Here is a 24,742-nt window from a genome sequence, read left to right on the forward strand (position 1 = left end):
TTCCCCTCATGTTGAAGCTGACCCCGATCCTGCTTGCCGTGGCCTACGGTTTGGTCTTCTACCGCTTCTCCGCCTGGCGGACGGCGAAGGAGCTGGACGCCCGCTCGACCGAACTGGCCGATGCCAAGCTCAAAAAGCTCACTGACCGCCTGGCCGCGGCGCTGGACCTGCCCCGCATCCGCGTCAACATCTACGAGATCGAGCCGATCAACGGCCTCGCCGCGCCGGACGGGCGCATCTTCATCACCCGCGGCTTCTACGCCAAGTACCGCGCCGGCGAAGTCACCGCCGAGGAACTGGCCAGCGTGATCGCGCACGAGCTGGGACACGTGGCGCTGGGCCACACCCGGCGGCGAATGATCGACTTTTCCGGCCAGAACGCGCTGCGCACCGCGCTGGCGCTGGTGCTCAGCCGCTTTCTGCCGGGGGTCGGCGTCATGATCGCCAACGCCCTGACCTCACTGCTGGCCGCCCGGCTGTCGCGCGCCGACGAATACGAGGCCGACGCCTATGCCGCCGCCCTGTTGACCAAGGCCGGGATCGGCGTTCAGCCGCAAAAGACATTGTTCGCCAAGCTCGAAGACCTGACCCAGTCCCGCTCCGGCGCGATGCCCGCCTGGCTGATGTCGCACCCCAAGACCGAAGAGCGCATTCGCGCCCTCGAGGCGCTGGAGGCGCGCTGGGAAAAGGCCTGACACAGGGCCCCGGCACCAGAACACCTTTGGTCCGGAAGTATCCCGGGGAGTCGCGCATCGCGCGTCGGGGCCGGCGCCCCCTATTCCGCATCCAGCAGTTCGAACGCCGCCTCGGCCACGTCCTGCCCGTTCACCTGCACCGTGATGCCGTGTCGCCCGGGAAACAGCGAATACGTCGTTGCGTCCCCCTTCAGAACATGCCGCTTGCGCAGCACCAGCGGCGTGCCCGGGGTCGTCTTCGCGGTCTTCAGCTTGAACACCTTCTCGGCGTCGCCGCGCGGCCGGGCAAAGCGCAGACGGTAATCCACCAGCACCGGCAGGGCCTCGTCCGCCTCCAGCACCACGTCAAAGGTCAGCGTTTCGCCGATCCGCAGCCGCTGCGGCAGCCCTTCGATCCGCGCCCGCACCGCGCCGGGGCGATAGCCCAACAGGTCCAGCGCGCCGCGCTCGCCGCGCTTGACCGCCGTGCGCAGGGCGTGCCGCGTGATCCAGTCCATCTCGCGCGGGTCCTGCCTGCCCTGCGCCCGCCAGCGCCGCAGGTGGTCCACCACGGTGTCAGCCATCAGTTTGGACAGGTCGTTCATGTGGTTGGCCACCGATCGGGTGACATAGCGCGTCGGGTCCGCGTGCAGCACATCGAGAAAGCGCAGCGGCACCCTGGGGTCCAGCGTGATGTTCGCCGCCCAGGGCAGGCGCGGCCTGGTGCCTTCGCTGACCAGGCGGCGGACGTGGTAGTTGTCGTCCGTCACCCAGGCGTCGAGCCGTGCCACGGTCTCGTCCGGCCAGCGGTTCAGGAAGGGGCGGATGTAGAACTCCATCGAAAAACGCTGCGTGGCCGCATACAGCAGGTCGAGCGCGCGGTCGCGATGGTCCTCCAGCCCGTGGCGCACGGCCAGGATGCCGGGCACCGCGTGGATGAAGCGGCCGAAATCATCGTCCGACAGGCTGTGGTCCAGCGGCGGCGGCAAGGCCGCCTCCAGCGCCTCGGCCATGGCGGGAAAACCGCGCGGCAGTTGCGCCTCGACGCAGGTGGCGATCCAGTCGAGCCGCTCCAGCAGCCCGCGCCCTTGCAGGCCACCAAGCGCCTCTGCGTGGAAGCGGCCCGCGTCGAACCCCGGCAGCACCGCATACTCGCGCGCGAGATCGGCCAGCGTGGCTGCGTTGAACAGCTGATCGGCCAGGGAAAACCCCGCCCCGCCGCCCTGCCCGTCCGGTCCGCGCGCCATGATGTCAGGCCCGACGCCCGCCACGGGCGCCGCAAATTCCACACATGGAATTTGCAAAATTCATGTGTGAATTTTGCCCGCCCCGTTCAGATCGTCGCAAGGGTGGCTCCGCCATCCAGCAGGATGTTCTGTCCCACGATGAAGCCCGCGTGCTGCGAGCAGAGAAAGGCGCAGGTCTTGCCGAATTCCTCGGCCGTACCGTAGCGGCGCGCCGGGATCGCCGCGGCACGCCGCGCCCGCGCCTCGTCCAGCGTGATCCCCTCGGCCTTGACCACGCCGCCGTCCAGCGCCACGGCGCGGTCGGTGTCATGGATGCCGGGCAGCAGGTTGTTGACGATCACGCCGTAGGGCGCCACCTGCCGCGAGGTGCCCGCGACATAGCCGGTCAGCCCGGTGCGCGCCGCGTTCGACAGGCCCAGCACCGCGATCGGCGCCTTGACCGACTGCGAGGTGATGTTGACCACCCGTCCCCAGCCCTTGTCGATCATCTTCGGCATCAGCGCGGTCATCAGCGCGATCGGCGTCAGCATGTTTCCGTCCAGCGCCTTGAGGAAATCCTCGCGCGTCCAGTCCGACCACATGCCCGGCGGCGGACCGCCCGCGTTGGTCACCAGGATGTCCACGTCCCCGGCCGCCTCCAGCACCCGCGCGCGCCCCTCCTCGGCCACGATGTCCGCCGCCACCGTCGTCACCGAGACCTGGAATCGGTCGCGGAGCGCCTGCGCGGTCGCCTCCAGCGCTTCGCTGCCGCGTGCGTTCATCACCAGGTCGACCCCGGCTTCGGCCAGCGCCTCGGCGCAACCGCGCCCCAGCCCTTTCGACGAGGCGCAGACCAGTGCCCGTTTGCCGCGAATTCCCAGATCCATCTTGCGCTCCCTGTTGTTCCAACGTGCCTGTACCGGCAAAACACCGGCTCTGCGACCATTTGAAGACACATTCTTCTGGCATACAATGGGGGGCGCCGTGTAATGCCTGACCCTGTTCCAGTTGATCGCCTCATGCCCCAGACAGATCCCTCGCGCGCCACGCACAGCCTCCAGGTCTACCGCGCCGATGCGCTGCGGGTGGTCAATGGTGCCAACCAGGGCGACCCGATCAGCTTTGCCGAGGAGCTGGTGCATGACGATGTCTACCGCCTGTCGCCGCTGGCCGCGCTGTCTCCGCTGGGCGTGGTGACGGGGGCCGCGCCACCGTTCCGCATCGCACCGGGCAGCGCGCTCGGCACGCCCGGGGCCGACCTGCACCTCGATTGCTGCGTGACCTTCATGTCGGGCGACGGCCAGACCACCGAGGCGCTGGTGCTGGTCGAGACGGACGCCGAGGGCGACGCAGCACAGGTCTTCCTGCAACCGCTGGCGCCGATGCACGCGCGGGCGGACTATGTCCTTGTCGGCGTCGACACCGAGAGCGCGCTGCAACGCTACGCACAGGTCGCCTGCGTGTCCTTCACCGCCGGCACCATGATCACCCTGGCCAGCGGCGCGCAGCGCGCGGTCGAGGAACTGTCCGTCGGCGACCGTATCCTGACCCGCGACGACGGCCCGCAGCCGATCCGCTGGATCGGCCACCAGACGCTGCGCGCGGTCGGCGCCTTTGCCCCGATCTGCATCCGCGAAGGCGTGCTGAACAACACCCGTGACCTGCTGGTGTCGCCCGACCACCGGCTGTTCATCTACCAGCGGCGCGACCACCTGGGCGCCGGCCGGTCCGAACTGCTGGTCCGCGCGCGCCACCTGGTGAACGGCGACAGCGTGGCGCGGCGCGAGGGCGGATTTGTCGACTACTACCAGATGCTCTTTGACACGCACCAGATCATCTACGCCGAAGGCATCGCCGCCGAGTCGATGCTGGTGGACACCCGCACCCGCGCCGCCCTGCCCAAGGAACTGGACTCCGAACTGGCCGACCTGCTGCCCGGGCATCGCCGCAGCGACCCCAGCGCGCTGGAAGTCGAGGAACACCTGCTGTCGCGCCCCGACGCGGCCGACCTGCTGCGCAAGTCCTCGGGCGGCTGACGCCCCGGCCGGGGTCCGGACCGCCGCAGCGGTCCGGGGCCCAAATCACATCGCGTAAAAGAACTCCTCGCGCACGATCCGGCCGTCGCGCACGTGGTAGACCGCGACCTCCTTCATCGAGAAATCCTTGCCGCTGTTCTTGTCGCGGCCTTCGGCCTCGAACACCACGGCAAAGCGGTCATCGCCATGCAGCATCGGATCGCTGACCGTGCCGCCGGTCATCTCCATGTTCTCGTTCCACCAGGCATGCTTGGCGCGGATCGCCTCGCGGCCGCGCGCCTCGCGCCCGCCGCCCTGGTCGGTCGCCTCGACCGACACCGCGTCCTCGGCATAGAGCTTGTCCAGGTTCTCGACCTCGCGCCCCTCGCGGCAGCCCGCGACCAGTTCCTTCGCAACTTTTTCAAGTGACATGATGTTCCCCCGCTATTTGTTCACTTAATGTTCTTACATTGCCACATTTGTCCGAAAGCAGCAACGGCGAAGATTTCGCAACTGCCCGAACACGTCCCGTGATACGTTGGCTGATTGGTTATTCCATGGAGCGACTCAGATGAGATACCTGCGTACCTTGGCACTGGCCGGCGCGATGGTGGTGGCCGCGTCCGCATCCCAGGCGGCCACCCTCAGATACAGCGCGCTCCTGACCGGGGCCGCAGAAGCTCCGCCCGTCGCGACCACCGGCAGCGGCACGGCCTTGGTCGTGTACGACGATCAGCTCCGGACGCTCCGGGTGATGTTCAGCTTTGCCGACCTGTCGGGGACCCTCACGGCCGCGCATATCCATGGCCCCACGACAACCCCAGGCTTAGGCACTGCCGGCGTGATGACCTCGACCCCGACTTTCCCGGGATCCCCCTTGGGAGTGACGTCGGGCAGCTTCGACGCCACCTTCGACCTTACCTTGGCCAGCAGTTACAGCGCGTCGTTCATCACCAACTTCGGCGGCGGCACGGTGGCGGGCGCCGAGCTTGCGCTGGCAAAGTCGCTGGCCGACGGCAAGGCGTATCTCAACCTGCACTCCACAACCTTTGGCGGTGGCGAGATCCGCGGGTTCCTGACCCCGGCAATCCCCTTGCCCGCGACGCTGCCTTTGCTTGTCATCGGCCTTGCAGGTTTCAGCTTGTTCCGCCGCCGCGGCGCTTGACCGCAGGCGCGCTATTGCGGGGCCCTGGGCGGCGGGTTAAGTGACCCGCCATGCTGGACACCAATCGCCCCCCCCTGCCGCCCGAGATTGCCCGCCGCCGGACCTTTGCGATCATCTCGCACCCGGACGCCGGCAAGACGACGCTGACGGAAAAGTTCCTGCTGTATGGCGGCGCCATCCAGATGGCCGGACAGGTGCGCGCCAAGGGCGAGGCGCGGCGCACGCGGTCGGACTTCATGCAGATGGAAAAGGACCGGGGGATTTCGGTCTCGGCCTCGGCGATGTCCTTCGATTACAAGGCGTTCCGCTTCAACCTGGTGGACACGCCCGGCCACTCGGACTTTTCCGAAGACACCTACCGCACGCTGACGGCGGTGGACGCGGCGGTCATGGTGATCGACGGCGCCAAGGGCGTGGAAAGCCAGACGCAGAAGCTGTTCGAGGTCTGCCGCCTGCGCGACCTGCCGATCCTGACCTTCTGCAACAAGATGGACCGCGAGGCGCGCGACACCTTCGAGATCATCGACGAGATCCAGGAAAACCTGGCCATCGACGTCACCCCGGCCAGCTGGCCGATCGGCATGGGGCGCGATTTCCTCGGCTGCTACGACATGCTGAACGACCGGCTGGAACTGATGGACCGCGCCGACCGCAACAAGGTGGCGGAATCGATCCGGCTGGAGGGTCTGGACGATCCGCGGATGGAAAAACACGTCCCCGCGCATCTGCTGGAGCGTCTGCGCGAAGAGGTGGCGATGGCGCGCGAGCTGCTGCCCACGCTGGACCCGCAGTCGGTGCTGGAGGGGCACATGACGCCGATCTGGTTCGGCTCGGCGATTAACTCCTTCGGCGTCAAGGAACTGATGGACGGCATCGGCACCTACGGCCCCGAGCCGCAGGTCCAGAGGGCCACCCCGCGCGCGATCGCGCCCGAAGAGGACAAGGTCACCGGCTTCGTCTTCAAGGTGCAGGCCAACATGGACCCCAAGCACCGCGACCGGGTGGCCTTTGTCCGGCTTGCCTCGGGGCATTTCGAACGCGGCATGAAGCTGACGCACGTGCGCAGCAAGAAGCCGATGGCGATCACCAACCCGGTGCTGTTCCTCGCCGCCGACCGCGAGCTGGCGGAAGAGGCCTGGGCCGGCGACATCATCGGCATCCCCAACCACGGCCAGCTGCGCATCGGCGACACGCTGACCGAGGGCGAGGCGCTGAAGGTGACGGGCATCCCGTCCTTTGCGCCGGAACTGCTGCAGAGCGTCCGCGCGGGCGACCCGATGAAGGCCAAGCACCTGGAAAAGGCGCTGATGCAGTTCGCCGAGGAGGGCGCCGCCAAGGTGTTCAAGCCGATGATCGGCTCTGGCTTCATCGTCGGCGTCGTGGGCGCCTTGCAGTTCGAGGTGCTGGGCAGCCGGATCGAGCTGGAATACGGCCTGCCGGTGCGCTTCGAGGCGTCGCAGTTCACCTCGGCGCGCTGGGTCTCCGGCGACAAGGCGGCGATGGAGAAATTCGTCAACGCCAATAAGCAGCACATCGGCTACGACAACGACGGCGACGTCGTCTACCTGACGCGGCTGCAATGGGACATCGACCGCGTGGTGCGCGACTACCCGGACGTCAAGCTGACCGCGACCAAGGAGATGATGGTCTGAACTCCCACCGCGCTTCCGGGGGAGGAAGACGCACCAAACTCGGAAGACCGCTGGATTGGATCGGCTGACCAGGGCGGTTCGGGCGCCAAACCAGCGGTGGACTGCGCGCCACCAAGGACAACATTGACCGAACGGCGAATTTCCGATACCGTTTTGAAGTTAAACCCTTTTCCAGGAATCATCATGATCACCAGGCGTCTGGCCTCCGCTGCCTTGGCAGCGGGTTTGTTTGCTACGGCGGCACAGTCCGGAACGATCTCCACCGTCTATACGCCACCGTCGTCAACCGCCGGCTTTACCGGCTCCGTGCTGGTCACGGAAAAAAGCGTGCTGGACGGTTTCGTCTACGATGTCGACAACGCCACCAACGGGGATCTCATCGGCCTCGGCGTGTCGAACAACGGAACCTACCCCTACCTCTTCGGCCCGGAGTCCAACGGTTACTACGGCTGCACCACCATTCCGGGCAGCCCCAGGGCGTGCTTCATCGGGATCAAGCTGGAAGCCGCGACATGGACCACGACGCTGGTCAACGGCTACATCCGGCTGCCGACAGGAACCGACCTCAGCTTTGCCAACATCTTCGGCGACTTTCTGACCGCCTCGGGCGGCAATGACACGATCAACTGGTTCTGGGCCGTCGAAGGCACGATCCCGAGCCTGACCAAGGTCTACGACTTTTTCGGCTTTGTCGGCTACCAACCCGAGTCTTCGATCATTGGCGCCCTGAGCAACGCCGACGGCGTCGCGTTCTTCACCGCCGGGCGGGCTGGCGTCGCACCTCCCCCCGTGCCGCTGCCGGGCGCCGGCTGGCTGATGATCGCCGGCCTCGGCGGGATTGCCGCGCTGCGGCGCCGCGCCTCTTGGCGCGCGGATCGCGCTGCACCATATTGCGGGGCATGATCCAGCGCCTCCTTGCCCCCGCCCTGCTTGCCTGTGCCATGGCCACACCGGCCCTGGCCGATCCCTGGGACCTGATCACCGCGATCGAATACTCGGAGACCGAGACCGAGACATCGTGGTCGGTCAAAAAGACCGTGCCCGACGCCTTGCGCGCCATGGCGGGGGATTTCGAGATCACCGGCTACTACGTCCCGGTCGAGGCGCAGGCCTATGTCTCGACCTACCTGCTGGTGCCCGACCCGGCGGATTGCCCGTTCTGCGGCACGAATGGTTATGGCCCGGCGCTGGAGGTGGCCATGAAACGCCCGATGCCCGACGTGCCCGAGGCGACCCGGATCACCGTGCGCGGTACGCTGAATTTCGACGACAGCCCGGAAACCTATCGCGCCGTCTTTCTGACTGACGGCGTGCTGGTCGACTGACCGGCAGGCCATCGGCCCCCGGCAGGCGGTAGTGGGGAGGCCGGGCGGCCTCCCCTAGTGGCTTACCAGCCGTTCAGCAGCGGCGTGATGCGGCGCACGGCGGCGCGGCGGTTGGCGCGTTCGGCCTCTTGCGTCGGGATCAGCAGGTCACTTTCGCCGTACCCCTGCAACACCATGTTCTCCGGCGGCACGTCGAAATACTCGGTCAGCGCCAGTGCCACCGACTCGGCCCGCCGGTCCGACAGGGCCAGGTTGTAGGCATAACCCCCGGCGGCATCGGTGTGGCCCTCGATCAGAAAGACCTCGCCGGGGTTGCGCAGGATCGCGTTGCGCAGGGCGTTGCCCAGCGTGGCCAGTTGTTCGGCCTGCTCGGCCCGGATCGCGGCCGAGTTCGTCTCGAAGGTAATGGTGTCGACCGTGATCTCGGGCACCAGGTGGCGCACCGCGTCGATGTTGCGGATCTGCGCCAGCGAAAAGGTCCGGTTCACCCCGGTGACGTTGCGCGCCTGCAAAGCGCGGGCCAGCTCTTCGGCCTCCGCGTTGCGATAGTCCACGCGGCTGCGGTCAGGGGCCGCGGGAAGCAGGTCGACCTGCACCGGGGCGCTGGTCTGCGTGTCGTCGAACAGCACGACCTCGTCGCCCCCCGGCAGCAGGCGGCTGCGGCGCAGCACGCGGCCATCGGCGGCGCGGATGGTCTCGACCACGGTGCCGTCCTCGTAGGTGACGATGTTGCGAGTCGAGCCGTCGTCAAAGCGGATGGTCGACACCTCCGCCCCCGGACGGCGCAGCAGCACGTCGTCGTTGCGCAGCACGCGGACCTGGCCTTGCGGGTCCTCGACGACCACGCGGTCGCCGCTGTTGCTGACCACCTTGCCGCCATCCGACAGGACATGGTCCAGCACCAGCGCGCCAAGACCCAGCAGCGCGACACCGGCCAGCGGGTCGATGCCGCCGTCGTCCTTGTCCGCCTTCTTCTTCTTTTTGTCCTTCTTCTTCACTTCGCCGGTGAGCGTGGTGTCGAAATCCTCGCTGGAGCGACGCACGTCGTCCCTGTCGACCGTCTCCTCGACCTTTTCACCGTCCCCACGCCCGGCGGCCGCGGCGGCGGCCGGGGCCTGCAACAGGCGCTGAAGCGCGTCGGCCTGCGCCTGCGGGTCCAGCGCCTCGGGTTCGGGCGCGGCGGGCAGAACGGCGGTCGGCTGCGGATCGGGCGCCTCGGTCACCGGCGGATTGGCGGCCACGTCCGGCTGGGGCGCCTCGGCCGGCGGCGACACCGGGGTCTCGGCCACATCCGGCTTGGGCGTCTCGGCGGGGGGCCGGGCCGGGATCTCGGCGGTGGGCTCCGGATCGAGCGCCTCGACGGGCGGCGTCAGCTTGTCGCGCAGGTCGTCTGCGGTGATCTCGTCGGCCTTGGGCTCGCCGTCCTTCTTCTTCTTGTCCTTCTTCTTGTTCTTGTCCTTGGTCTTGGCGCCCAGATCGGTCCCGGCGTCCTCACCGGCCGCCTCAAGCGCGCGCGCGATGGCGTCGCAGTCCATGTCGGTCGGCGGCGTGCCACCAACTGCGCAGACCTGCTGGAAAAGGCGCAACTGTTGCAGCTGTTCGGCGTCCAGAGCGCCGGCCTCCTGCGCGGTCGCCTGGCCACCAAGCACGAGGCTCATGACCCCGGCCGAAATCATCAATCTGCTGGGTTTCATCGCGGTTTCCTTTCGCTCTGCCCGTAATCGAGTCACGATGATAACGTCTTGCGCGCCGAGAGGTTGCAGCACCTGCAAGCCCGGCCGCCCCGCTCGGCGAAACACCGCCTGCCCCGGTGCGGGACAGGCGGTTTGTGGCGGGTTGCCGCTGGGGACAGGATCACAACTCGGTCAGCAGGGGCGTGATGCGGCGCACCGCAGCGCGGCGGTTGGCCTGTTCGTCCGCCTCGGTCGGGATCAGCAGCGCGTCTTCGCCATAGCCTTGCAGAACCATGTTCTGCGGCGGCACGCCGAAATATTCGATCAGCGCCAGTGCCACCGATTCCGCGCGCCGGTCGGACAGGCCCATGTTGTAGGCCCGATCGCCCACCGCGTCGGTGTGGCCCTCGACCAGGAACATCTCGCGCGGGTTCTTCGAGATCGCCTCGATCATCGCGTAGCCAAGCGCGGCCAGCTCCTCGGCCTCCTCGGGGCGGATCGCGGCGGAACCGCTGGCGAAATGGATGTTGTCGATGTTGATCTCGGGCACCAGCTGGCGCACCGCGTCGATGTCGCGGATCTGCGCCAGCGAAAAGGTCCGCCCCGCCTCGACCGAGGCCTGCATCGCCATCGCCTCGGACATGTCGCTGTCGCTGCGGTAGGTCACCACCTGCCGGGCGGGAGCCGGCGGCAGTTCGTTGACCATGACCGTCTGGCTGGGGCTGGTGTCGTCGAACAGCACGACCTCGGACCCGTCCGACATGATCATGGAACGGCGCATGACCGTGCCATCGGGCGCGACGATGGTTTCGACCTGGGTGCCGTCCTGGTACATCATCATGTTGCGGGTCGAGCCGTCCTGGAACTGAAAGCTCTGCACCTGCGTGCCCGGTCGCGCCATCAGCACGTCGTCGTTGCGCAGCACGCGCAGCACGCCGTTGTTCTCGACCACCATGCGGTCGCCAAAGTTGCTCACGACGCTGTCGCCCGGGCTCAGCACCTTGCCCAGGTCGACGCGCTTGTAGTCGATCGCACCGGGACCGCCGGCGACCCGCCCGGCAAAGTCTTGCGACGACAGGCGGACATCGGCCTCGGTCAGGGTCTGGTCGATCACCTTGACCGCGCCGTCGCCCAGCCCGGCCGCGCTGGCGGCGGCAACGGCGACATCGCGCAGCGCCACGAGGTCGGCCTGCGCCTGCCCCGGATCGAGGCGGACCACCGGACCGGCGGGCAGGCGTCCCGGGTTGGCCGGCAAGAGCACCACGTCGGCACCGGGGGCGACCGTATTCAGCTCTGCCGCCAGCTTCTTGCGCAGGTCGTCCACGCTGACGGCACCGGCGGGCGGATTCGGCCCGGTCGACGGGGTAACCACCACGCGCGGCCCGGTGGTGGTGCCCGGGTTGACCACGATGCGCGGCGGCGCGATCTTGATGCCCGGGCTGGGCGTGGGCGTCACGACCCGCACGTCCGGCACGTCAACACGCGGTGTCACCTGTTTCGGAACAATCACTTGGGCGGGCACGGTGATCCGGGGCGTGGTGACCTGGACATCGGGCTTGATGACCTGCACCTGCGGCGCCACCCGGACCGTCGGGGTCGGGCTGACCTGCGGTGCGATCTTGACGGCGGGCGCAGTCTGGATGGTTCTTGAGGGGGCGTCGGTGTCGCACTTGATGCCAAGCGCGGGACCGCACAGCACCCGCAGGTCGATGCTCTGGGCCGAGAGGGCGGCGGGAAGCGTGGCCGACAGGACGCCAAGAGCGGCCGTGGCAAGCAGGAAGCGTTTCATGGACTGGTCCTTTCCATCAGGCAGGGACGGCGTTCCGAATATGTCGCGCGGAGGGCAAGGCGGCCGGCTTCCTTGTCGTGACCCGGCCTTGGGGACCGGGGACGCCGGGCGGGATACGTCCCTTTCCGCAACGTCATCAAACCCCGATCACCGAGTCCCGGCAACGGAGGTATTCCTCACCTGCCGCGCCAAGGCGGACGGAAAGACACGGCCGGACACCCTTGACCTGCCCGCGGATTGACGGGGTGCTCACCAAATGTCATGATTCGCGGTATAAAAGTCGGGAGCATACCCGGCGTATGGGCAGACGAGCAGAGATGTCACCGACCGAAGCGGGCGCCGGAAGGCGCATAACCGCTGTCACTTGCGTCAAGAACGAAGGCCCGTTCCTGCTGGAATGGATCGCCTTCCACCGTCTGCTGGGCGTGACGGATTTCCTGTTCTATTCCAACGACTGCACCGATGGCACCGACCGGCTGCTGGACGCGCTGGCCGCCCGCCCGCGCCACGAGGCCGGCCGCGTGATGCACCTGCCCAACCCCGCCGAGGGGCGCAACTACCAGATGGAGGCGCTCAAGGATGCGGGCCGGCAACCGCTGGTGCGCGAGGCGGACTGGGTCTGGATCGCCGATGTCGACGAGTTCCTGAACATCCACGTCGGCGATCACGGCATTTCCGCGCTGATCGACGCCTGCGGCGATCCGCAGGCCATCTCGATCCCGTTCCAGTTCTTCGCCAACGATGGCGTGCGCGACTTCGTCGACCGCCCGGTGATCGCGCAGTTCACCCGCTCGCACAATCCCGACATCTGGTGCGCCGAGACGGCGATCGAGGTCAAGTCGCTGGTCCGGCGCGACTTTCCGCTGCAATACTACGGCGCGCACCGGCCGTTCTTTCGCAAGAAGCTGGCGCCCGATAGGCACCCGGTCTGGACCGATGCCTCCGGGCGCAAGGTCCCGCCGAAGTTCCTGACCGCCGACAACCCGCGCCGCATCCGCAAGTTTCCCGCCGCCGGTGCCCGCGAGTTTGCCACGCTGAACCACTACGCCCTGCGCTCGCTCGACAGCTACCTCGTCAAGAACGACCGGGGCGACGTCAACCGCGAGGGGCGCGTGTTCGATGACACCTACTGGCGCGAACGCAACGACGCCGCCTGGCAGGACGACAGCATCCTGCGTCACCTGCCCGCGCTGACCCGGGCGCTGGAGGCGCTGAAGCAGGACCCCGAGATCGCCCGCCTGCACGGCGACTGCGTGCGCCTGCACCGCGAACGGCGCGATGCGCTGATGTTGCAGCCCGAGTTCGCGCAGATGTACGCGCATCTCTCCGCCCTGCCCGCCCTGCCGCCCGGCGAGGCCGAATTGATCGAGGCGCTGGGGCTATGAGCGATCTCCGGGTCAAGCTGGTCAACCTCGGGCTGCCCAAGACGGGCACCACCACGCTGCATCATGCGCTGGTGCAGGCCGGCTGGCGCGCCGCCGATCACAAGGTGCGCCGCATCCACGCGCGCGACCCCGGGCTGGGCGGCACCGCCATCGCGCGGCAGCTCTACAACGGCTACTTTGAGAACGGCGATCCCTTTGCCCATCTCGACGGGCTCTACGACGCGCTGACCGAGATCAGCGTGCTGAACCCGACCGCCTCGCTCTGGCCGCAGTGCGACTACGCGCTGATCAAGGCGATGCGCCTGGCCCGCCCCGGCATGCTGTTCGTCGCCACCTGGCGCCCGGCGGCCGAGATTTCCGACAGCATGCGCCGCTGGGGCAACCTGGGCACCGACCGGCTGCCCGCCGGGGCGATCCCCGGCCTGCCCGAAGGCTACGGCGACACCGATGCGCAGCGCATCCGCTGGATCGAAGGGCATTACGCCATGCTGCGTGACCTCTTTGGCGAGGACCCGCGCTACCTGGAATTGCCGGTCGGCGCGGACGACGCGCGCGACCTTCTGGCCGCGCACACCGGGCTGGACCTGCCGTGGTGGGGCAAACTCAACGAGAACACCGGCGAGACGCCGCAAGAACGACCAAAGACCAAGAGCAAGACCGGGGACCGGCCCAAGGACGGGCCGCACCGCAGGCGGAAGAGCACAAAGAACAAGGCCGAAAAGGCACGAGGGGCAGCGTGACACGGATCATCCTACACATCGGGCCCGACGGCCCGTCCAGCGACCGGATACAGCGTATCCTCGAGGCAAAACGCGACCGCCTGGCCGAGGAGGGCGTCCTGTATGCCCGCAGCCCCGGGTCGCGCAACCACACGCGCCTGTTCATGGCGGTCAGCGACCCGGACAACGCCGATGCCCTGCGCTTCAACCGCGGCGTCTATCTGCCGGAAAAACAGGCCGAACTGCGTGACGAAGTCGCCCGCCAACTGGCGCAGGAGGTCGAGCGCGCGCAGCCGCAGACGCTGATCCTGTCGGCGCACCAACTGGGCACCGCGCTGGCCTCGCGCGACGAGCTGGAGCGGCTGAAGGCGCTGCTGGCACCGATCTCTCAGGACATCCGCATCTTGGGCTGGCTGGACGAACCGGCCCGCGCCCTGGTCGCGCGCTACGGCGCGCAGGTGCTGGACGGGCGCGCCCGCGCGCTGGACCTGGAACTGGGATTGCTGGAGGCGCGTGATTTCTGGGAGGCGGCGCTGGACACCCGCCCCGCCAGCGCGCCGCTGGCAGGCCTGTTCCCCGAGGTGCAGGGCGCGAACTTCTGGCTGGATTACAGACGGTTGCAGGCGGAATGGGAGGTAGTCTTTGGCCCCGGCAGCGTTGCCTACCGGTCCGTCAACCGCGATGTGCTGTGGTCCGAGGACGCGACGGACGAGCTGCGCGCCGCCTTCGGCATCGACGCCCAGATCGGCAAGGCCGAACCCGAGGACCCGCCCCTGCTGCCCTCCGCCGCCTGGCTGACCCGCTGCCGCCAGTTCAACGACGCCGTGCTGCGGCTGCTGGACCGGCAGGACATCCTGTTGCCGCGCCCGCTCTGGCGCAAGCTGCTGGGTGAGATCAAGGTGCCCGGCGGCCCGATCCTCGCGGGCGCGCTGTCGGCGCTGTCGATGCGCTTCGAGGACGACATCGCCGCGCTCTGCGCCGAACATGACGGCATGACCCCCGAGGACATGGAGGCCGACCCGATCTGCGGCGACTGGACAGAGGCCGACCCGACGCGCGGCTTCCGCGCGACGCAGTACCTGATGGCCTTCCGCTGGCGCATCGCCGCCGCCGACAAGGAAGAACGCGCCGCCAAACCGGCCGAGATCGCCGACCTGACCGGCACCGAGCCGCCCGAGCAGGACACGGTCGAGCTGACCGAGGCCGCGCAAGAGACCCTGCCACCGCAAGCGCAGAAGAACTTTGTCCGCCTGCAAGGCTCTCCCTACGCGCCGCACAACAAGCTGGGTCGCGTGAACGAGGAAGAACTGGCCGCCGCCTTCCCGCCCGTCCCGCGCCGCGTGCTGCCCGAAGGCGCCACCGGCAATGTCATCGTCGGCTGCATGAAGAACGAAGGCCCCTACATCCTGGAATGGATCGCCTATCACCGCTGTGTCGGCTTTGACAATTTCCTGATCTACACCAACGACTGTTCCGACGGCACGGTCGAGATCCTGGAGCGGTTGCAGGCGTTGGGCGTGCTGCAACACCGCGATAACAGCAAGTGGACGGGCAAGTCGCCGCAGCAACACGCGCTGGACGCAGCCCTGGAAGAGGACGTGATCCGCAACGCCGACTGGATCGCGCACATCGACGTGGACGAATTCGTCAACATCCGCTGCGGCAACGGCACGCTGGCCGATGTCTTTGACCGGGTGCCGGAGGCCACCAACATCGCCATGACCTGGCGGCTGTTCGGCCACAACGGCGTGCGCCGGTTGCAGGACCGTTTCGTCATCGAGCAATTTGACACCTGCGCGCCTAAATACTGCCCCAAGCCGCACACCGTCTGGGGCTTCAAGACGCTGTTCCGCAACATCGGCGCCTACGAAAAGATCAGCTGCCACCGGCCGAACAAGCTGGCCGAGGGCTATGAGGACCGGGTGAAATGGGTCAACGGCTCGGGCAAGGACATGACCTCGGCCGCGCTCAAGAACGGCTGGCGCAGTTCCAAGCGGACCATCGGCTATGACCTGATCCAGCTCAACCATTACGCGCTGCGTTCGGCCGAGAGTTTCCTGATCAAGCGGCAGCGGGGCCGCGCCCTGCACGTCGACCGCAACATCGGGCTGAACTACTGGATCCGCATGGACTGGTCGGTCCACCGCGACATCACCATCAAGCGCAACATCCCCCGCGTCCGCGCCGAGGTCGACCGGCTGATGAAGGACGAGGCCCTGCGCGCCGCGCATCACCGGGCGCTGGAATGGCACCGCGCCAAGGCCGCCGAACTGCACGGCATGCCCGAGTTCGCCGATCTCTACCGCCAGGCGCTGGCGCTGGAACTGACCGAAACCGAGCGCGTGGCCTATGCCCTGGCGCTGGACATGGAGACCTGACGATGGACGGCAGCGAAACCCCGGAGCGCGATCCCTACCTCCATTCGCGCGGGATGAAGATCCCCAAGCACCCGCAGATCACCCGCGGCCGCACCCGCGCCGCGCTGAAACAAGACGGCTACGAGCGCAAGGAATGCGACGCCGTGCTGCGCGTGGTGCGCGAGGGCGACCGCGTGCTCGAACTGGGCGGCGGCATCGGCTACATGTCGACGCTGCTGTCGGTCAAGAAGAAGGTGGCCAGCGTGGTCTCCTACGAGGCCAACCCGGCGCTGATCCCCTACATCCGCTCGATGCATGCGGCCAACGGGGTCGAGAACGTCGATCTGCGCAACGCGCTGCTGTCGCCCGAGCTGGGCGACCCGGTGCCGTTCTACGTGCGCAGGAACTTCCTCGCCTCCTCGATGGACCGCGACGCCGATCCCGACACGGTGACCGAAGAGGTGCAGATCATGCGGCACGCCATCGGCCCGGTGCTGGAGGATGTGCGCCCCGACGTGCTGGTCTGCGACATCGAGGGCGCCGAGGCGCATCTGCTGCCGGCGGGCGACTGGTCTTCGCTACGGGTGGCGGTGATCGAACTGCACCCGCAGTGGATCGGCCAGAGCGGGGTGCAGGCGGTGTTCGACGCCATGCAGCGCGCCGGGCTGACCTATTTCCCCAGGGCGTCCGAGGCCAAGGTCGTCACCTTCCGCAAGGACTGGTGATGGGGCGCGACGGGTCGCATCGGTTTCCAGACGGCGGCAAGACGGGGGCGCTGCCCCCGCCGCTCCTGCGGAGCGGCCCCCCCGGAGGTATTTGGACAGAAAAGAAGCAGGGGCGCGGCGCGTGAAGATCACCGCCGTGCTCTGCGTCCGCAACGAGGGCGCCTTCCTGCTCGACTGGCTGGCGCATCACCTGGCCTGCGGCGTGACCCATGTGGTCGCCCTGTCGAACGACTGCCAGGACGGCACCGACGCGATGCTCGACCGGCTGGCACGGGTGGCGCCGGTCACGCACATCCGCAACGACGGCCCCTATGACAAGGCCGGCATCCAGTTCACCGGGCTGAAGCTGGCCGACCAGACGGAGGCGGTGCAGGCGGCGGACTGGCTGGTCGCGCTCGACATCGACGAATTTGTCAATGTCCATGTCGGGGATCGCAGCCTGCCGGCGCTGATCGCCGCCCTGCCCGAGGCCACGGCGATCACCCTGACCTGGCGCCTGTTCGGCAATGCCGGCGTCGTGCGCTACGAGGACCAGCCGGTCGCCGCGCAGTTCACCCGCGCCGCCCCCGTCATCCTGAACTGGCCCTGGCGTGCGGCGATGTTCAAGACGCTGTATCGCAACGACGGGATCTATTGCAAACTGGGCGTGCACCGCCCGCGCGACCCGGACATGGCCCGGCTGGATCAGGCCCGCTGGTTCGACGGCGAGGGCCGCGCGCTGGATGCGCAATTCCGCACCCGCCGCATCTTTTCCCCCTACGGTCGGTCGAACTACGCGCTGGCGCAGCTGAACCACTACGCGCTCGGGTCGATGGAAAGCTACGTGCTCAAGGCCGACCGTGGCCGCGCCGTGCACGCCGACCACGCGCTTGGCATGGATTACTGGGTCGAGCGCAACTGGTGCCAGGAGGAGGACCGCAGCCTCCTCACCCTGTCCGGCGTCGCCGCGCGGCGCGCCGACTTTGCCGCCGATCCGGAGCTGGCGCGCCTGCATGCGGCCGCCGTCACCTGGCGCAAGGCGCGGTTTGATGCCCTGATGGCCCGCGAACCGTTCCGCGCCCTCTTTGCCCGCCTGCTGATGGCGCCGCCCTCGCAGCCGGTGCCGCTGTCCGCCGCCAGGTTCCTGGCCGCCCACGCCACCCGCGCCCGCGACACGACAGGCGACACCGACACCTGACGCCCGCGCTTATTCTGACACAACTACCTCGGAGAGAATGGCGCCACGGGCGACAGGGGGGGCCGCGCCCCCTGGCCCGCCCACCGTATTGTCATCCGTTGACCACAATCCTGCCGGAAATACCGGCCATTGTTTCCATCAAATCCGCTTCAAGTTCGCGGCTTACGAGGAATGCCCGGTATGGACCCGCAGTCAGAGACCTTTGGCCCCGATCTCAGCAGCTATTCGCGCGGCGAATGGCTGGGCGCGTTGCGCAAGATCGGCGAGGAGTACGGTTTCGCCGAACCCATGGGCAAGAGCCACGCTGCCGTCTTCGTCGAGGAGGGCGACACGCTGCTGGTCGCCTTCGAGACCATGTCGGGAATCGAGACGCTGTCCGAGACGCGCACCCCCATCGGGTTCGACATGGTGGCGGCCAACGGCTGGTCGTCACTCTCCATGCTCAGCCACGGCGACACCTGGTTTCGCGATCCCAAGGTCTATGAATTCTTCGATCAGATGCTGGACGACGGGTTCTTTGACGAGTTCGAGAACGTCATTTTCTACGGCGCCGGGTCCTGCGGCTATGCCGCCGGGGCCTATTCCGTGACCTCGCCCGGCGCGCGCGTGCTGATGCTGCAACCGCAGGCCACGCTGGACCCGCGGGTGGCCGAATGGGACGACCGCTTTACCGAGGAACGGCGCCGCGATTTCACCTCGCGCTATGGCTTTGCCCCCGAGATGCTGGAGGCGGCTGAGCGCGCCTGCCTGATCTACGACCCGCGCGAACGGCTGGACGCGATGCATTCGGCGCTGTTCGCCCGGCCCAACGTGACGCGGTTCCGCGCACCCTTCATGGGCGGCGCGTTGCAGGCCGAGTTCCGGGCGCTGGACCTCTTGCCCGGTTTGCTCACGGCGGCGGCCGAGAACCGGCTGGATACCGCCCTGTTCGCCGCCATGCTGCGGGCGCGGCGGGATCATCCGCCCTACCTGCGCCGCCTGCTGGCGCGGGTGGACACGCCCAACCACCGGGACCTGACGCGCATGCTGTGCCAGAACGTCGTCGCGCGGATGCAGGCGCCGCGCTTTCGCCGCCGCCTGACCCAGCTTGAGGCCGGCGACGACGAGGCGTGATCCGTCTGGCGCGGGGGCCCGCGCCATGCTAATCGCGCGGCCATGGATACGCTGACCCTCCGCCGCCCCGACGACTGGCACCTGCACCTGCGCGATGGCGCCATGCTGGCCGGTATCGCCCCCGAAAGCGCGCGCCACTTTGCCCGCGCCATCATCATGCCGAACCTCGTGCCCCCCGTCGTGATCGGCGCACAGGCCGCGGCCTACCGCGACCGCATCCGCGCCGCCCTGCCCGAGGGCAGCGCCTTCACCCCGCTGATGACGCTCTACCTGACCGAGCAGACCGATCCCGCCGACGTGGTGCGCGCGCACCGCGAGGGGATCATCACGGCGGTTAAGCTGTACCCGGCGGGCGCCACGACCAACTCCGCCTCCGGCGTGCGCGACTTCGACAAGGTGCGCGGCGTGCTCGAGGCGATGGCCGAGGCCGGCATCCCGCTCTGCGTGCATGGTGAGGTGGTGGACAGCGACATCGACATCTTTGACCGCGAGGCGGTGTTCATCGACCGCGTGCTCGATCCCCTGCGGCGCCGGACCCCGGGGCTGCGCGTGGTGATGGAGCATATCACCACCCGGCAGGGCGTGGATTACGCGGCCTCGGGCGGGCCGGACCTGGGCGCCACGATCACCACGCATCACCTAGTGATCAACCGCAACGCCATCCTGGTGGGCGGGATCAAGCCGCATTACTACTGCCTGCCGGTGGCCAAGCGCGAGGAGCACCGCCTGGCCCTGCGCAAGGCCGCGACCTCGGGCAACCCGAGCTATTTCCTGGGCACCGACAGCGCACCGCACATCGACCCGCTGAAGGAAAACGCCTGCGGTTGCGCGGGATGCTTCACCGCCACCAACACCCTGTCGATCCTCGCCGAGGTGTTCGAGCTGGAGGCCGCGCTGGACCGGCTCGAGGCCTTCGCCTCGCTCAACGGCCCCGCCTTCTACCGCCTGCCGCCGAACGAGGCGCGGATCACCCTGACCCGGGGCGCGCCCGTCAGCTATCCGGCCAAGATCGCCACCGGCGACGGCCCGGTCACGGTGTTCGATCCGATGATGCCGCTGCACTGGCGGGTGGCGGACTGATCCGGCCCGCGACCTCGGCCAACCTGATCGGGATATCCAGCCTGCGCGCCGGCTCGGTAAGCGGCGCCAGCGCGTCCGAGCCGGGCGGGATCGGCCCGTGCAGCGCCTCCAGCGAGAAATCCGGCGCCAGCACCAGCAGCGCGTGCCGGACCGGCCGCGCCTCGTCCACCCGGCCAAGCTGGGCCAGGGCAAGGGCGCGGTAAAGCAGCGTCTCGACGCTTTCCGGAGCCTCGGCAAGGATTTCCAGGCTGCGGGCATACTGGCCCGAGGCAAAGGCGGCGACGCCATGCCCGATGGTATGCCAGGCGGGGGCGGATGGGTTCAGCACCGCCGACCGGTCCGCCCAGGCCAGCGGCTCGGGGCCAAAGATCCCGACGGTGGGCGCTATCCACCCGGCAATCAACAGAACGTCGGCATCGTTCGGCGCCAGGTCCAGCGCGCGCCGCAGGTGGCGCGCACCGCGCGCCCGGTCGCCCTGGGCCAATGTCACGGCCAGCGCCATGCCCCAGTTGACCGAAGCATCGTCAGGGTCCAATGCGTAGGCTTTCAGCGCTGTAGTCATCTGCCGGTCGCGCAGGCCGACGGCCACCTCGGGCGAGGCCATGTCCGCCTGAAAGCCCAGCACCAATGACAGGGTGATCCAGGCCTGCGCATAATTCGGGTCGAGGACGACTGCCCGCCGCAAGTAAACCAGGGCGTTGTCATACCCTTCCTCGGTGAACTTGTGCTTTTCGTCCGAGCCCAGCAGGAAATAGTCGAAGGCGTCGAGGTCGCTGGTCGGCCGCTTGCGCGCCCGCGCCTTGCCGTATTCTGCCAGCGTGCCGCTGTAGACCGAGCTGAACTGCGCGTCGATCGCGGTGACGATCTCGTCCTGGATGTCGAACAGGTGGTCCGCCGGACGGTCCCACCGCCTGGTCCACACCACCCGCGCGGTCGCATCGTCGCGCAGGGTGGCGTGAACCCGCAGCGCGTCGCCCTCGGTCTGGATGCTCCCGTCCAGCACGAAACGCACGCCCAGGTGCCGGCCCACCTGCGCTTCGGGCAGGTCCCGCGCCGTCTCGGCAGTGGCGGGCGCGGTCACGTAAAGCCATGAGTTCCGCGCGAGGGTGCCGGCGATCTCGGCCGACAGCCCGGTTCCCAGCCGTGTCCATTTCGGATCGTCATCCATCGCCTCGAACGGAATCACCGCAATCGACGGCGGGATCGACAGCACCTCGGGGCGCGGCCGGGCCAGGACCAGGGCAACCCCGGCCAGGACGGCCATGACGACGAGAGCCGCCGCGACGACCCGCAGCCCGCGCCGATGCACATCCGGGAACCACCCCCACGGCGCGCCCCGAACCGTCCCATGCGACCGCACCAGCCGGTAGCCCCGGCGCGGCACGGTCTTCAGTTCCAGCCCGGGCCGATCCGCCAGCGCGCGGCGCAGTTCGGACACCACCTGATACAGCGAATTCTCGGTGACATGGGTGTCGGGCCAGAGGGCGTCCATCAGGTCAGACTTGCTGACGGTCTCACCCATGCGCGTCTCAAGATAGGCCAGCAGCGCCGCCGTTGTCGGCCGCAGCTCTGCACCCGCGCCGGGCGCCGTCACTGACTCCTCTCCTGTAGAAATGACTTCGCGCAATGGTTCGCTCCCACGGGGATCATACCAGAGTTCCCGTCCATTTCAGAGATTTTTCAGACCGGTTTCAGGACTTGGGCCTCCGCGGCGCACAGGATTTCTGCATTCAAACCGGAGACTTTGATCATGGACATCCTGATAGACGCCCTGCTGGCCTGGATCGGCGACAACACCGACTATGACGTCGCGGACATCCCGCCCCCCATCGTCCTGCAGGTCAGCCCCGCCGAGCTGACGCGCGAATTCTACACCGACCTCGCGCACCTGATCCCCGACGACGGCGTCGACGAACGCCTGAACGGGCTCTATGCCTTCAACAACGGCCCACACGGCACGATCTACCTGGTGCGCGCCGCCGACATCTTCGGCGCCGAGGACTTCGACGACCCGACCGAGAACCCGCTGTTCCGCGAGATCCTGCTGCACGAGCTGGTGCACCACGTCCAGCGCAAGAGCGGCGCCTTCGAGAACTGGCCATGCCCCGCCATCGGCGAGACCGAGGCCTACCGGCTGGGCGGGCGCTACCTGCGCCAGACACGCACCACCGATCCGCTGGGCAACCGCAATTTCTGGGCGGCGATCTACGCGCGATGCTGAGGCGCGGCGCGCGCGGCCTTCAAACCCCGCGCAAAACCGGCTAAGGCGGCGCAAACCCAGACAGGAGCGCCGCCCATGATCCCCTCGACCTACCCCACCGCCGAAGAAATGGCCCGCCTGACCGCGCGCATGCTGTGGGAGATCGAGGCCGTGAACTTCATGAAGGACGAGCCGTTCACCTTTGCCTCGGGGCAAAAGGCGCCGGTCTACATCGACTGCCGCAAGCTGATCTCCTACCCGCGCATCCGCTCGACCCTGATGGATTTCCTGACCGTCACGGTGATGCGCAACGCAGGATACGAGGCCTTCGACAACATCGCCGGGGGCGAAACCGCCGGCATCCCCTTTGCCGCGCTGGTGGCCGAACGCATGGCCCTGCCGATGACCTACGTCCGCAAAAAGCCCAAGGGCTATGGCCGCAACGCCCGGATCGAGGGCGCGATGACCGAAGGCCAGCGCGTGCTGCTGGTCGAGGACCTGACCACCGACGGCGGATCGAAACTGTCCTTTGTCGACGCCATCCGCGACACCGGCGCCACCTGCGGCCACACGGCGGTGATCTTTTACTACGGCATCTTCCCGGAAACGATCCCCACGCTGCGCGACCACGGCGTCGAGCTGCACCACCTCTGCACCTGGTGGGAGGTGCTGGCCGAGGCCCCGGCGAAACACGCGGGGGTTCTGTCGGAGGTCGAGTCGTTCCTGCACGACCCGCACGGCTGGCGCGCCGCCCGCGCCGGGACCTGACGCAGCGGCAGCGCCAACATTCGCCAGCTTGCATGTTGCACTTGCAGCACAGACCCGAGTCGCGACGTCAAGATGTTGACGAAAGCCCCCTCGGGATGGCAGGATGTTGTGGTCACAGGCGCTCACAGCTTATCAACAGAGATATACATTTTGCGCCCCGCCCAAGCGGCTTGGTAAGCCGCCGGCCTGAGCAGAGGGGGAGAAAATGAACGAGATCACGACGATCAATCCGACCGGAATCGAGATCCAGGCCGCAGAGACGATGCCGCATTCGATCGAGGCCGAGCAGCAGTTGCTGGGCGCGATCCTGACCGACAACGACATCTACGACCGCGTCGCCGCGATCATCGGCGGGCACCATTTCTACGACCCTGTCCACGCCCGCATCTTCGAGATCGCCAGCGCGCGCATCTCCAAGAACGCGCTCGCCTCGCCGGTCACGCTCAAGGCCTTCATGGAGGACGACGACGGGCTGAAGGAACTGGGCGGCCCGGCCTACCTCGCCCGTCTTGCCGCCTCGGCGGTGTCGACCTTTGCCGTGCGCGACTACGCGCAGATGATCTATGACCTCGCGGTGCGCCGCGACCTGATCCGGCTGGGGCGCAACATCAGCGCCAAGGCCGCGCAGGTCGACGTCAAGAACGAGCCGCGCGAACAGATCGTCGAGGCCGAGCAGGCGCTGTACAAGCTGGCCGAGCAGGGCAAGACCGACAAGGGTTTTGTCTCCTTCCTGCGCGCCGTGACCGATGCCGTGAACGTCGCCAACGCCGCCTACCAGCGCGAAGGCGGGCTGGCCGGCGTCTCCACCGGCCTGATCGACATGGACAAGAAGCTGGGCGGCCTGCACAAGTCCGACCTCTTGATCCTCGCCGGGCGCCCGTCGATGGGCAAGACCTCGCTGGCCACCAACCTCGCCTTCAACATCGCCAAGGCCTATCGCAAGGGGCAGCGCCCCGACGGCTCCACCGGCGCGATCGAGGGCGGTGTCGTGGGCTTTTTCAGCCTCGAGATGAGCGCCGAACAGTTGGCCAGCCGGATCCTCGCCGAGGCCTCGGAGATCTCCAGCCACAAGATCCGCCAGGGCGACATGGACGAGGGCGAGTTCCGCCGCTTCGTGCAGGCGGCCAAGGATCTCGAAGCCTGCCCGCTGTTCATCGACGACACCCCGGCGCTGCCGATCTCCCAGGTCGCGGCGCGGGCGCGGCGGCTGAAGCGGACGCACGGGCTGGACCTGCTGATCGTCGACTACCTCCAGCTGCTGCGCGGCACCGCCGAAAACCGGGTGCAGGAGATCGGCGAAATCTCGATGGGTCTCAAGGCCATCGCCAAGGAGCTGAACATCCCCGTGCTCGCCCTGTCGCAGCTGTCGCGCCAGGTGGAAAGCCGCGAGGACAAGCGCCCGCAGCTGTCGGACCTGCGGGAATCGGGATCCATCGAGCAGGACGCCGACGTGGTCATGTTCGTGTTCCGCGAAGAGTATTACGTCGAGCGCGAGAAACCGTCCGAAGAGCGGCTGGACGAGATGGCCGCCTGGCAGGACCGCATGAGCCGCCTGCACGGCAAGGCCGAGGTCATCATCGGCAAGCAGCGCCACGGCCCCATCGGCACGGTCGAGCTGTCGTTCGAAAGCCAGTTCACCCGCTTCGGCAACCTCGTCAAACCCTGGCAGCAGGGCGATTACGACGACTGATGCGCGCCC

22 protein-coding genes are annotated in these 24,742 nt (G+C 67.8%); 16 read left to right on the top strand and 6 right to left on the bottom strand.

The annotated features are described in order from the left end of the window. Window positions 1-8 precede the first annotated feature (8 nt). Window positions 9-695, top strand: coding sequence for a M48 family metalloprotease (locus MAA8898_RS03600; RefSeq protein ID WP_094019620.1), 687 nt, complete (start codon window positions 9-11; stop codon window positions 693-695). An 80-nt stretch (window positions 696-775) separates the two neighbouring features. On the opposite strand, the gene MAA8898_RS03605 is transcribed toward MAA8898_RS03600, so the two are convergent. Together MAA8898_RS03605 and MAA8898_RS03610 are read right to left on the bottom strand one after the other, a co-directional pair. Beyond that, the gene (locus tag MAA8898_RS03605) at window positions 776-1,921 is read right to left on the bottom strand and encodes a YhaZ family DNA alkylation repair protein (protein WP_094019991.1); all 1,146 of its coding nucleotides are present in this window, start codon (window positions 1,919-1,921) and stop codon (window positions 776-778) included. Between the two features lie 86 nt (window positions 1,922-2,007). Continuing rightward, complete coding sequence (locus MAA8898_RS03610) at window positions 2,008-2,787, bottom strand: SDR family oxidoreductase (RefSeq protein ID WP_094019621.1); 780 nt, start codon at window positions 2,785-2,787, stop codon at window positions 2,008-2,010. A 132-nt stretch (window positions 2,788-2,919) separates the two neighbouring features. Here MAA8898_RS03610 and MAA8898_RS03615 point away from each other — a divergent pair, with 132 nt between their 5' ends. Continuing rightward, on the top strand, window positions 2,920-3,936 hold the full coding sequence (locus MAA8898_RS03615; protein ID WP_094019622.1) for a Hint domain-containing protein: 1,017 nt from the start codon (window positions 2,920-2,922) through the stop codon (window positions 3,934-3,936). Window positions 3,937-3,981: 45 nt separating this feature from the next. Here the strand turns inward: MAA8898_RS03615 and MAA8898_RS03620 are convergent, their stop codons facing one another. Continuing rightward, window positions 3,982-4,347 (bottom strand): nuclear transport factor 2 family protein, encoded by a 366-nt coding sequence (locus MAA8898_RS03620; protein ID WP_094019623.1) that lies wholly within the window; start codon window positions 4,345-4,347, stop codon window positions 3,982-3,984. A gap of 139 nt (window positions 4,348-4,486) precedes the next feature. Between MAA8898_RS03620 and MAA8898_RS03625 the strand changes: the two genes are divergently transcribed. The 4 genes from MAA8898_RS03625 to MAA8898_RS03640 all read left to right on the top strand — a co-directional run bounded on the left by MAA8898_RS03625 (window position 4,487) and on the right by MAA8898_RS03640 (window position 8,057). After that, window positions 4,487-5,080: a CHRD domain-containing protein gene (locus tag MAA8898_RS03625; RefSeq protein WP_094019624.1), complete on the top strand. Its 594-nt coding sequence runs from the start codon at window positions 4,487-4,489 to the stop codon at window positions 5,078-5,080. Window positions 5,081-5,130: 50 nt separating this feature from the next. Next, window positions 5,131-6,732 carry a peptide chain release factor 3 gene (locus tag MAA8898_RS03630; protein ID WP_094019625.1) on the top strand — a complete coding sequence of 534 codons (1,602 nt, stop codon included), beginning with the start codon at window positions 5,131-5,133 and terminating at the stop codon, window positions 6,730-6,732. Window positions 6,733-6,915: 183 nt separating this feature from the next. Beyond that, the gene (locus MAA8898_RS26660) at window positions 6,916-7,635 is read left to right on the top strand and encodes a VPLPA-CTERM sorting domain-containing protein (RefSeq protein ID WP_094019626.1); all 720 of its coding nucleotides are present in this window, start codon (window positions 6,916-6,918) and stop codon (window positions 7,633-7,635) included. A gap of 38 nt (window positions 7,636-7,673) precedes the next feature. Further along, window positions 7,674-8,057, top strand: coding sequence for a hypothetical protein (locus MAA8898_RS03640; RefSeq protein ID WP_176445062.1), 384 nt, complete (start codon window positions 7,674-7,676; stop codon window positions 8,055-8,057). 62 nt (window positions 8,058-8,119) lie between these two features. Here the strand turns inward: MAA8898_RS03640 and MAA8898_RS03645 are convergent, their stop codons facing one another. Further along, on the bottom strand, window positions 8,120-9,751 hold the full coding sequence (locus MAA8898_RS03645; RefSeq protein ID WP_094019628.1) for an OmpA family protein: 1,632 nt from the start codon (window positions 9,749-9,751) through the stop codon (window positions 8,120-8,122). Window positions 9,752-9,911: 160 nt separating this feature from the next. Beyond that, window positions 9,912-11,519 carry an OmpA family protein gene (locus MAA8898_RS27040; protein ID WP_094019629.1) on the bottom strand — a complete coding sequence of 536 codons (1,608 nt, stop codon included), beginning with the start codon at window positions 11,517-11,519 and terminating at the stop codon, window positions 9,912-9,914. 317 nt (window positions 11,520-11,836) lie between these two features. Between MAA8898_RS27040 and MAA8898_RS03655 the strand changes: the two genes are divergently transcribed. The 7 genes from MAA8898_RS03655 to pyrC all read left to right on the top strand — a co-directional run bounded on the left by MAA8898_RS03655 (window position 11,837) and on the right by pyrC (window position 20,075). Then, entirely contained in the window at window positions 11,837-12,904 is a 1,068-nt protein-coding gene (locus tag MAA8898_RS03655) for a glycosyltransferase family 2 protein (RefSeq protein ID WP_094019630.1), read from the top strand. Beyond that, window positions 12,901-13,644 carry a sulfotransferase family protein gene (locus MAA8898_RS03660; protein WP_245853230.1) on the top strand — a complete coding sequence of 248 codons (744 nt, stop codon included), beginning with the start codon at window positions 12,901-12,903 and terminating at the stop codon, window positions 13,642-13,644. Before MAA8898_RS03655 ends, MAA8898_RS03660 begins: the two co-directional genes overlap by 4 nt. Further along, window positions 13,641-16,001, top strand: a complete 2,361-nt coding sequence (locus MAA8898_RS03665) for a glycosyltransferase family 2 protein (protein WP_094019631.1) — start codon at window positions 13,641-13,643, stop codon at window positions 15,999-16,001. Before MAA8898_RS03660 ends, MAA8898_RS03665 begins: the two co-directional genes overlap by 4 nt. 2 nt (window positions 16,002-16,003) lie before the next feature. Further along, window positions 16,004-16,705, top strand: a complete 702-nt coding sequence (locus MAA8898_RS03670) for an FkbM family methyltransferase (protein ID WP_094019632.1) — start codon at window positions 16,004-16,006, stop codon at window positions 16,703-16,705. Between the two features lie 121 nt (window positions 16,706-16,826). Continuing rightward, window positions 16,827-17,882: a glycosyltransferase family 2 protein gene (locus MAA8898_RS03675; protein ID WP_094019633.1), complete on the top strand. Its 1,056-nt coding sequence runs from the start codon at window positions 16,827-16,829 to the stop codon at window positions 17,880-17,882. A gap of 180 nt (window positions 17,883-18,062) precedes the next feature. Continuing rightward, window positions 18,063-18,995 carry a PLP-dependent aminotransferase family protein gene (locus MAA8898_RS03680; protein ID WP_094019634.1) on the top strand — a complete coding sequence of 311 codons (933 nt, stop codon included), beginning with the start codon at window positions 18,063-18,065 and terminating at the stop codon, window positions 18,993-18,995. A gap of 42 nt (window positions 18,996-19,037) precedes the next feature. Further along, a complete protein-coding gene (gene pyrC / locus MAA8898_RS03685; protein WP_094019635.1) occupies window positions 19,038-20,075 on the top strand; it encodes a dihydroorotase in 1,038 nt (345 codons plus the stop codon). On the opposite strand, the gene MAA8898_RS03690 is transcribed toward pyrC, so the two are convergent. Continuing rightward, the gene (locus tag MAA8898_RS03690; RefSeq protein WP_176445063.1) at window positions 20,026-21,669 is read right to left on the bottom strand and encodes a winged helix-turn-helix domain-containing tetratricopeptide repeat protein; all 1,644 of its coding nucleotides are present in this window, start codon (window positions 21,667-21,669) and stop codon (window positions 20,026-20,028) included. The genes pyrC and MAA8898_RS03690 overlap by 50 nt on opposite strands. A 156-nt stretch (window positions 21,670-21,825) precedes the next feature. Between MAA8898_RS03690 and MAA8898_RS03695 the strand changes: the two genes are divergently transcribed. The 3 genes from MAA8898_RS03695 to MAA8898_RS03705 all read left to right on the top strand — a co-directional run bounded on the left by MAA8898_RS03695 (window position 21,826) and on the right by MAA8898_RS03705 (window position 24,733). Next, window positions 21,826-22,296 carry a DUF6647 family protein gene (locus tag MAA8898_RS03695; protein ID WP_094019637.1) on the top strand — a complete coding sequence of 157 codons (471 nt, stop codon included), beginning with the start codon at window positions 21,826-21,828 and terminating at the stop codon, window positions 22,294-22,296. Window positions 22,297-22,371: 75 nt separating this feature from the next. Continuing rightward, on the top strand, window positions 22,372-23,043 hold the full coding sequence (locus MAA8898_RS03700) for an orotate phosphoribosyltransferase (RefSeq protein ID WP_094019638.1): 672 nt from the start codon (window positions 22,372-22,374) through the stop codon (window positions 23,041-23,043). Between the two features lie 205 nt (window positions 23,044-23,248). Continuing rightward, the gene (locus MAA8898_RS03705; RefSeq protein ID WP_094019639.1) at window positions 23,249-24,733 is read left to right on the top strand and encodes a replicative DNA helicase; all 1,485 of its coding nucleotides are present in this window, start codon (window positions 23,249-23,251) and stop codon (window positions 24,731-24,733) included. Window positions 24,734-24,742: the final 9 nt, after the last annotated feature.

The organism is Antarctobacter aquimaris (assembly GCF_900184945.1).
In the GTDB taxonomy this organism is placed as follows: domain Bacteria; phylum Pseudomonadota; class Alphaproteobacteria; order Rhodobacterales; family Rhodobacteraceae; genus Maliponia; species Maliponia aquimaris.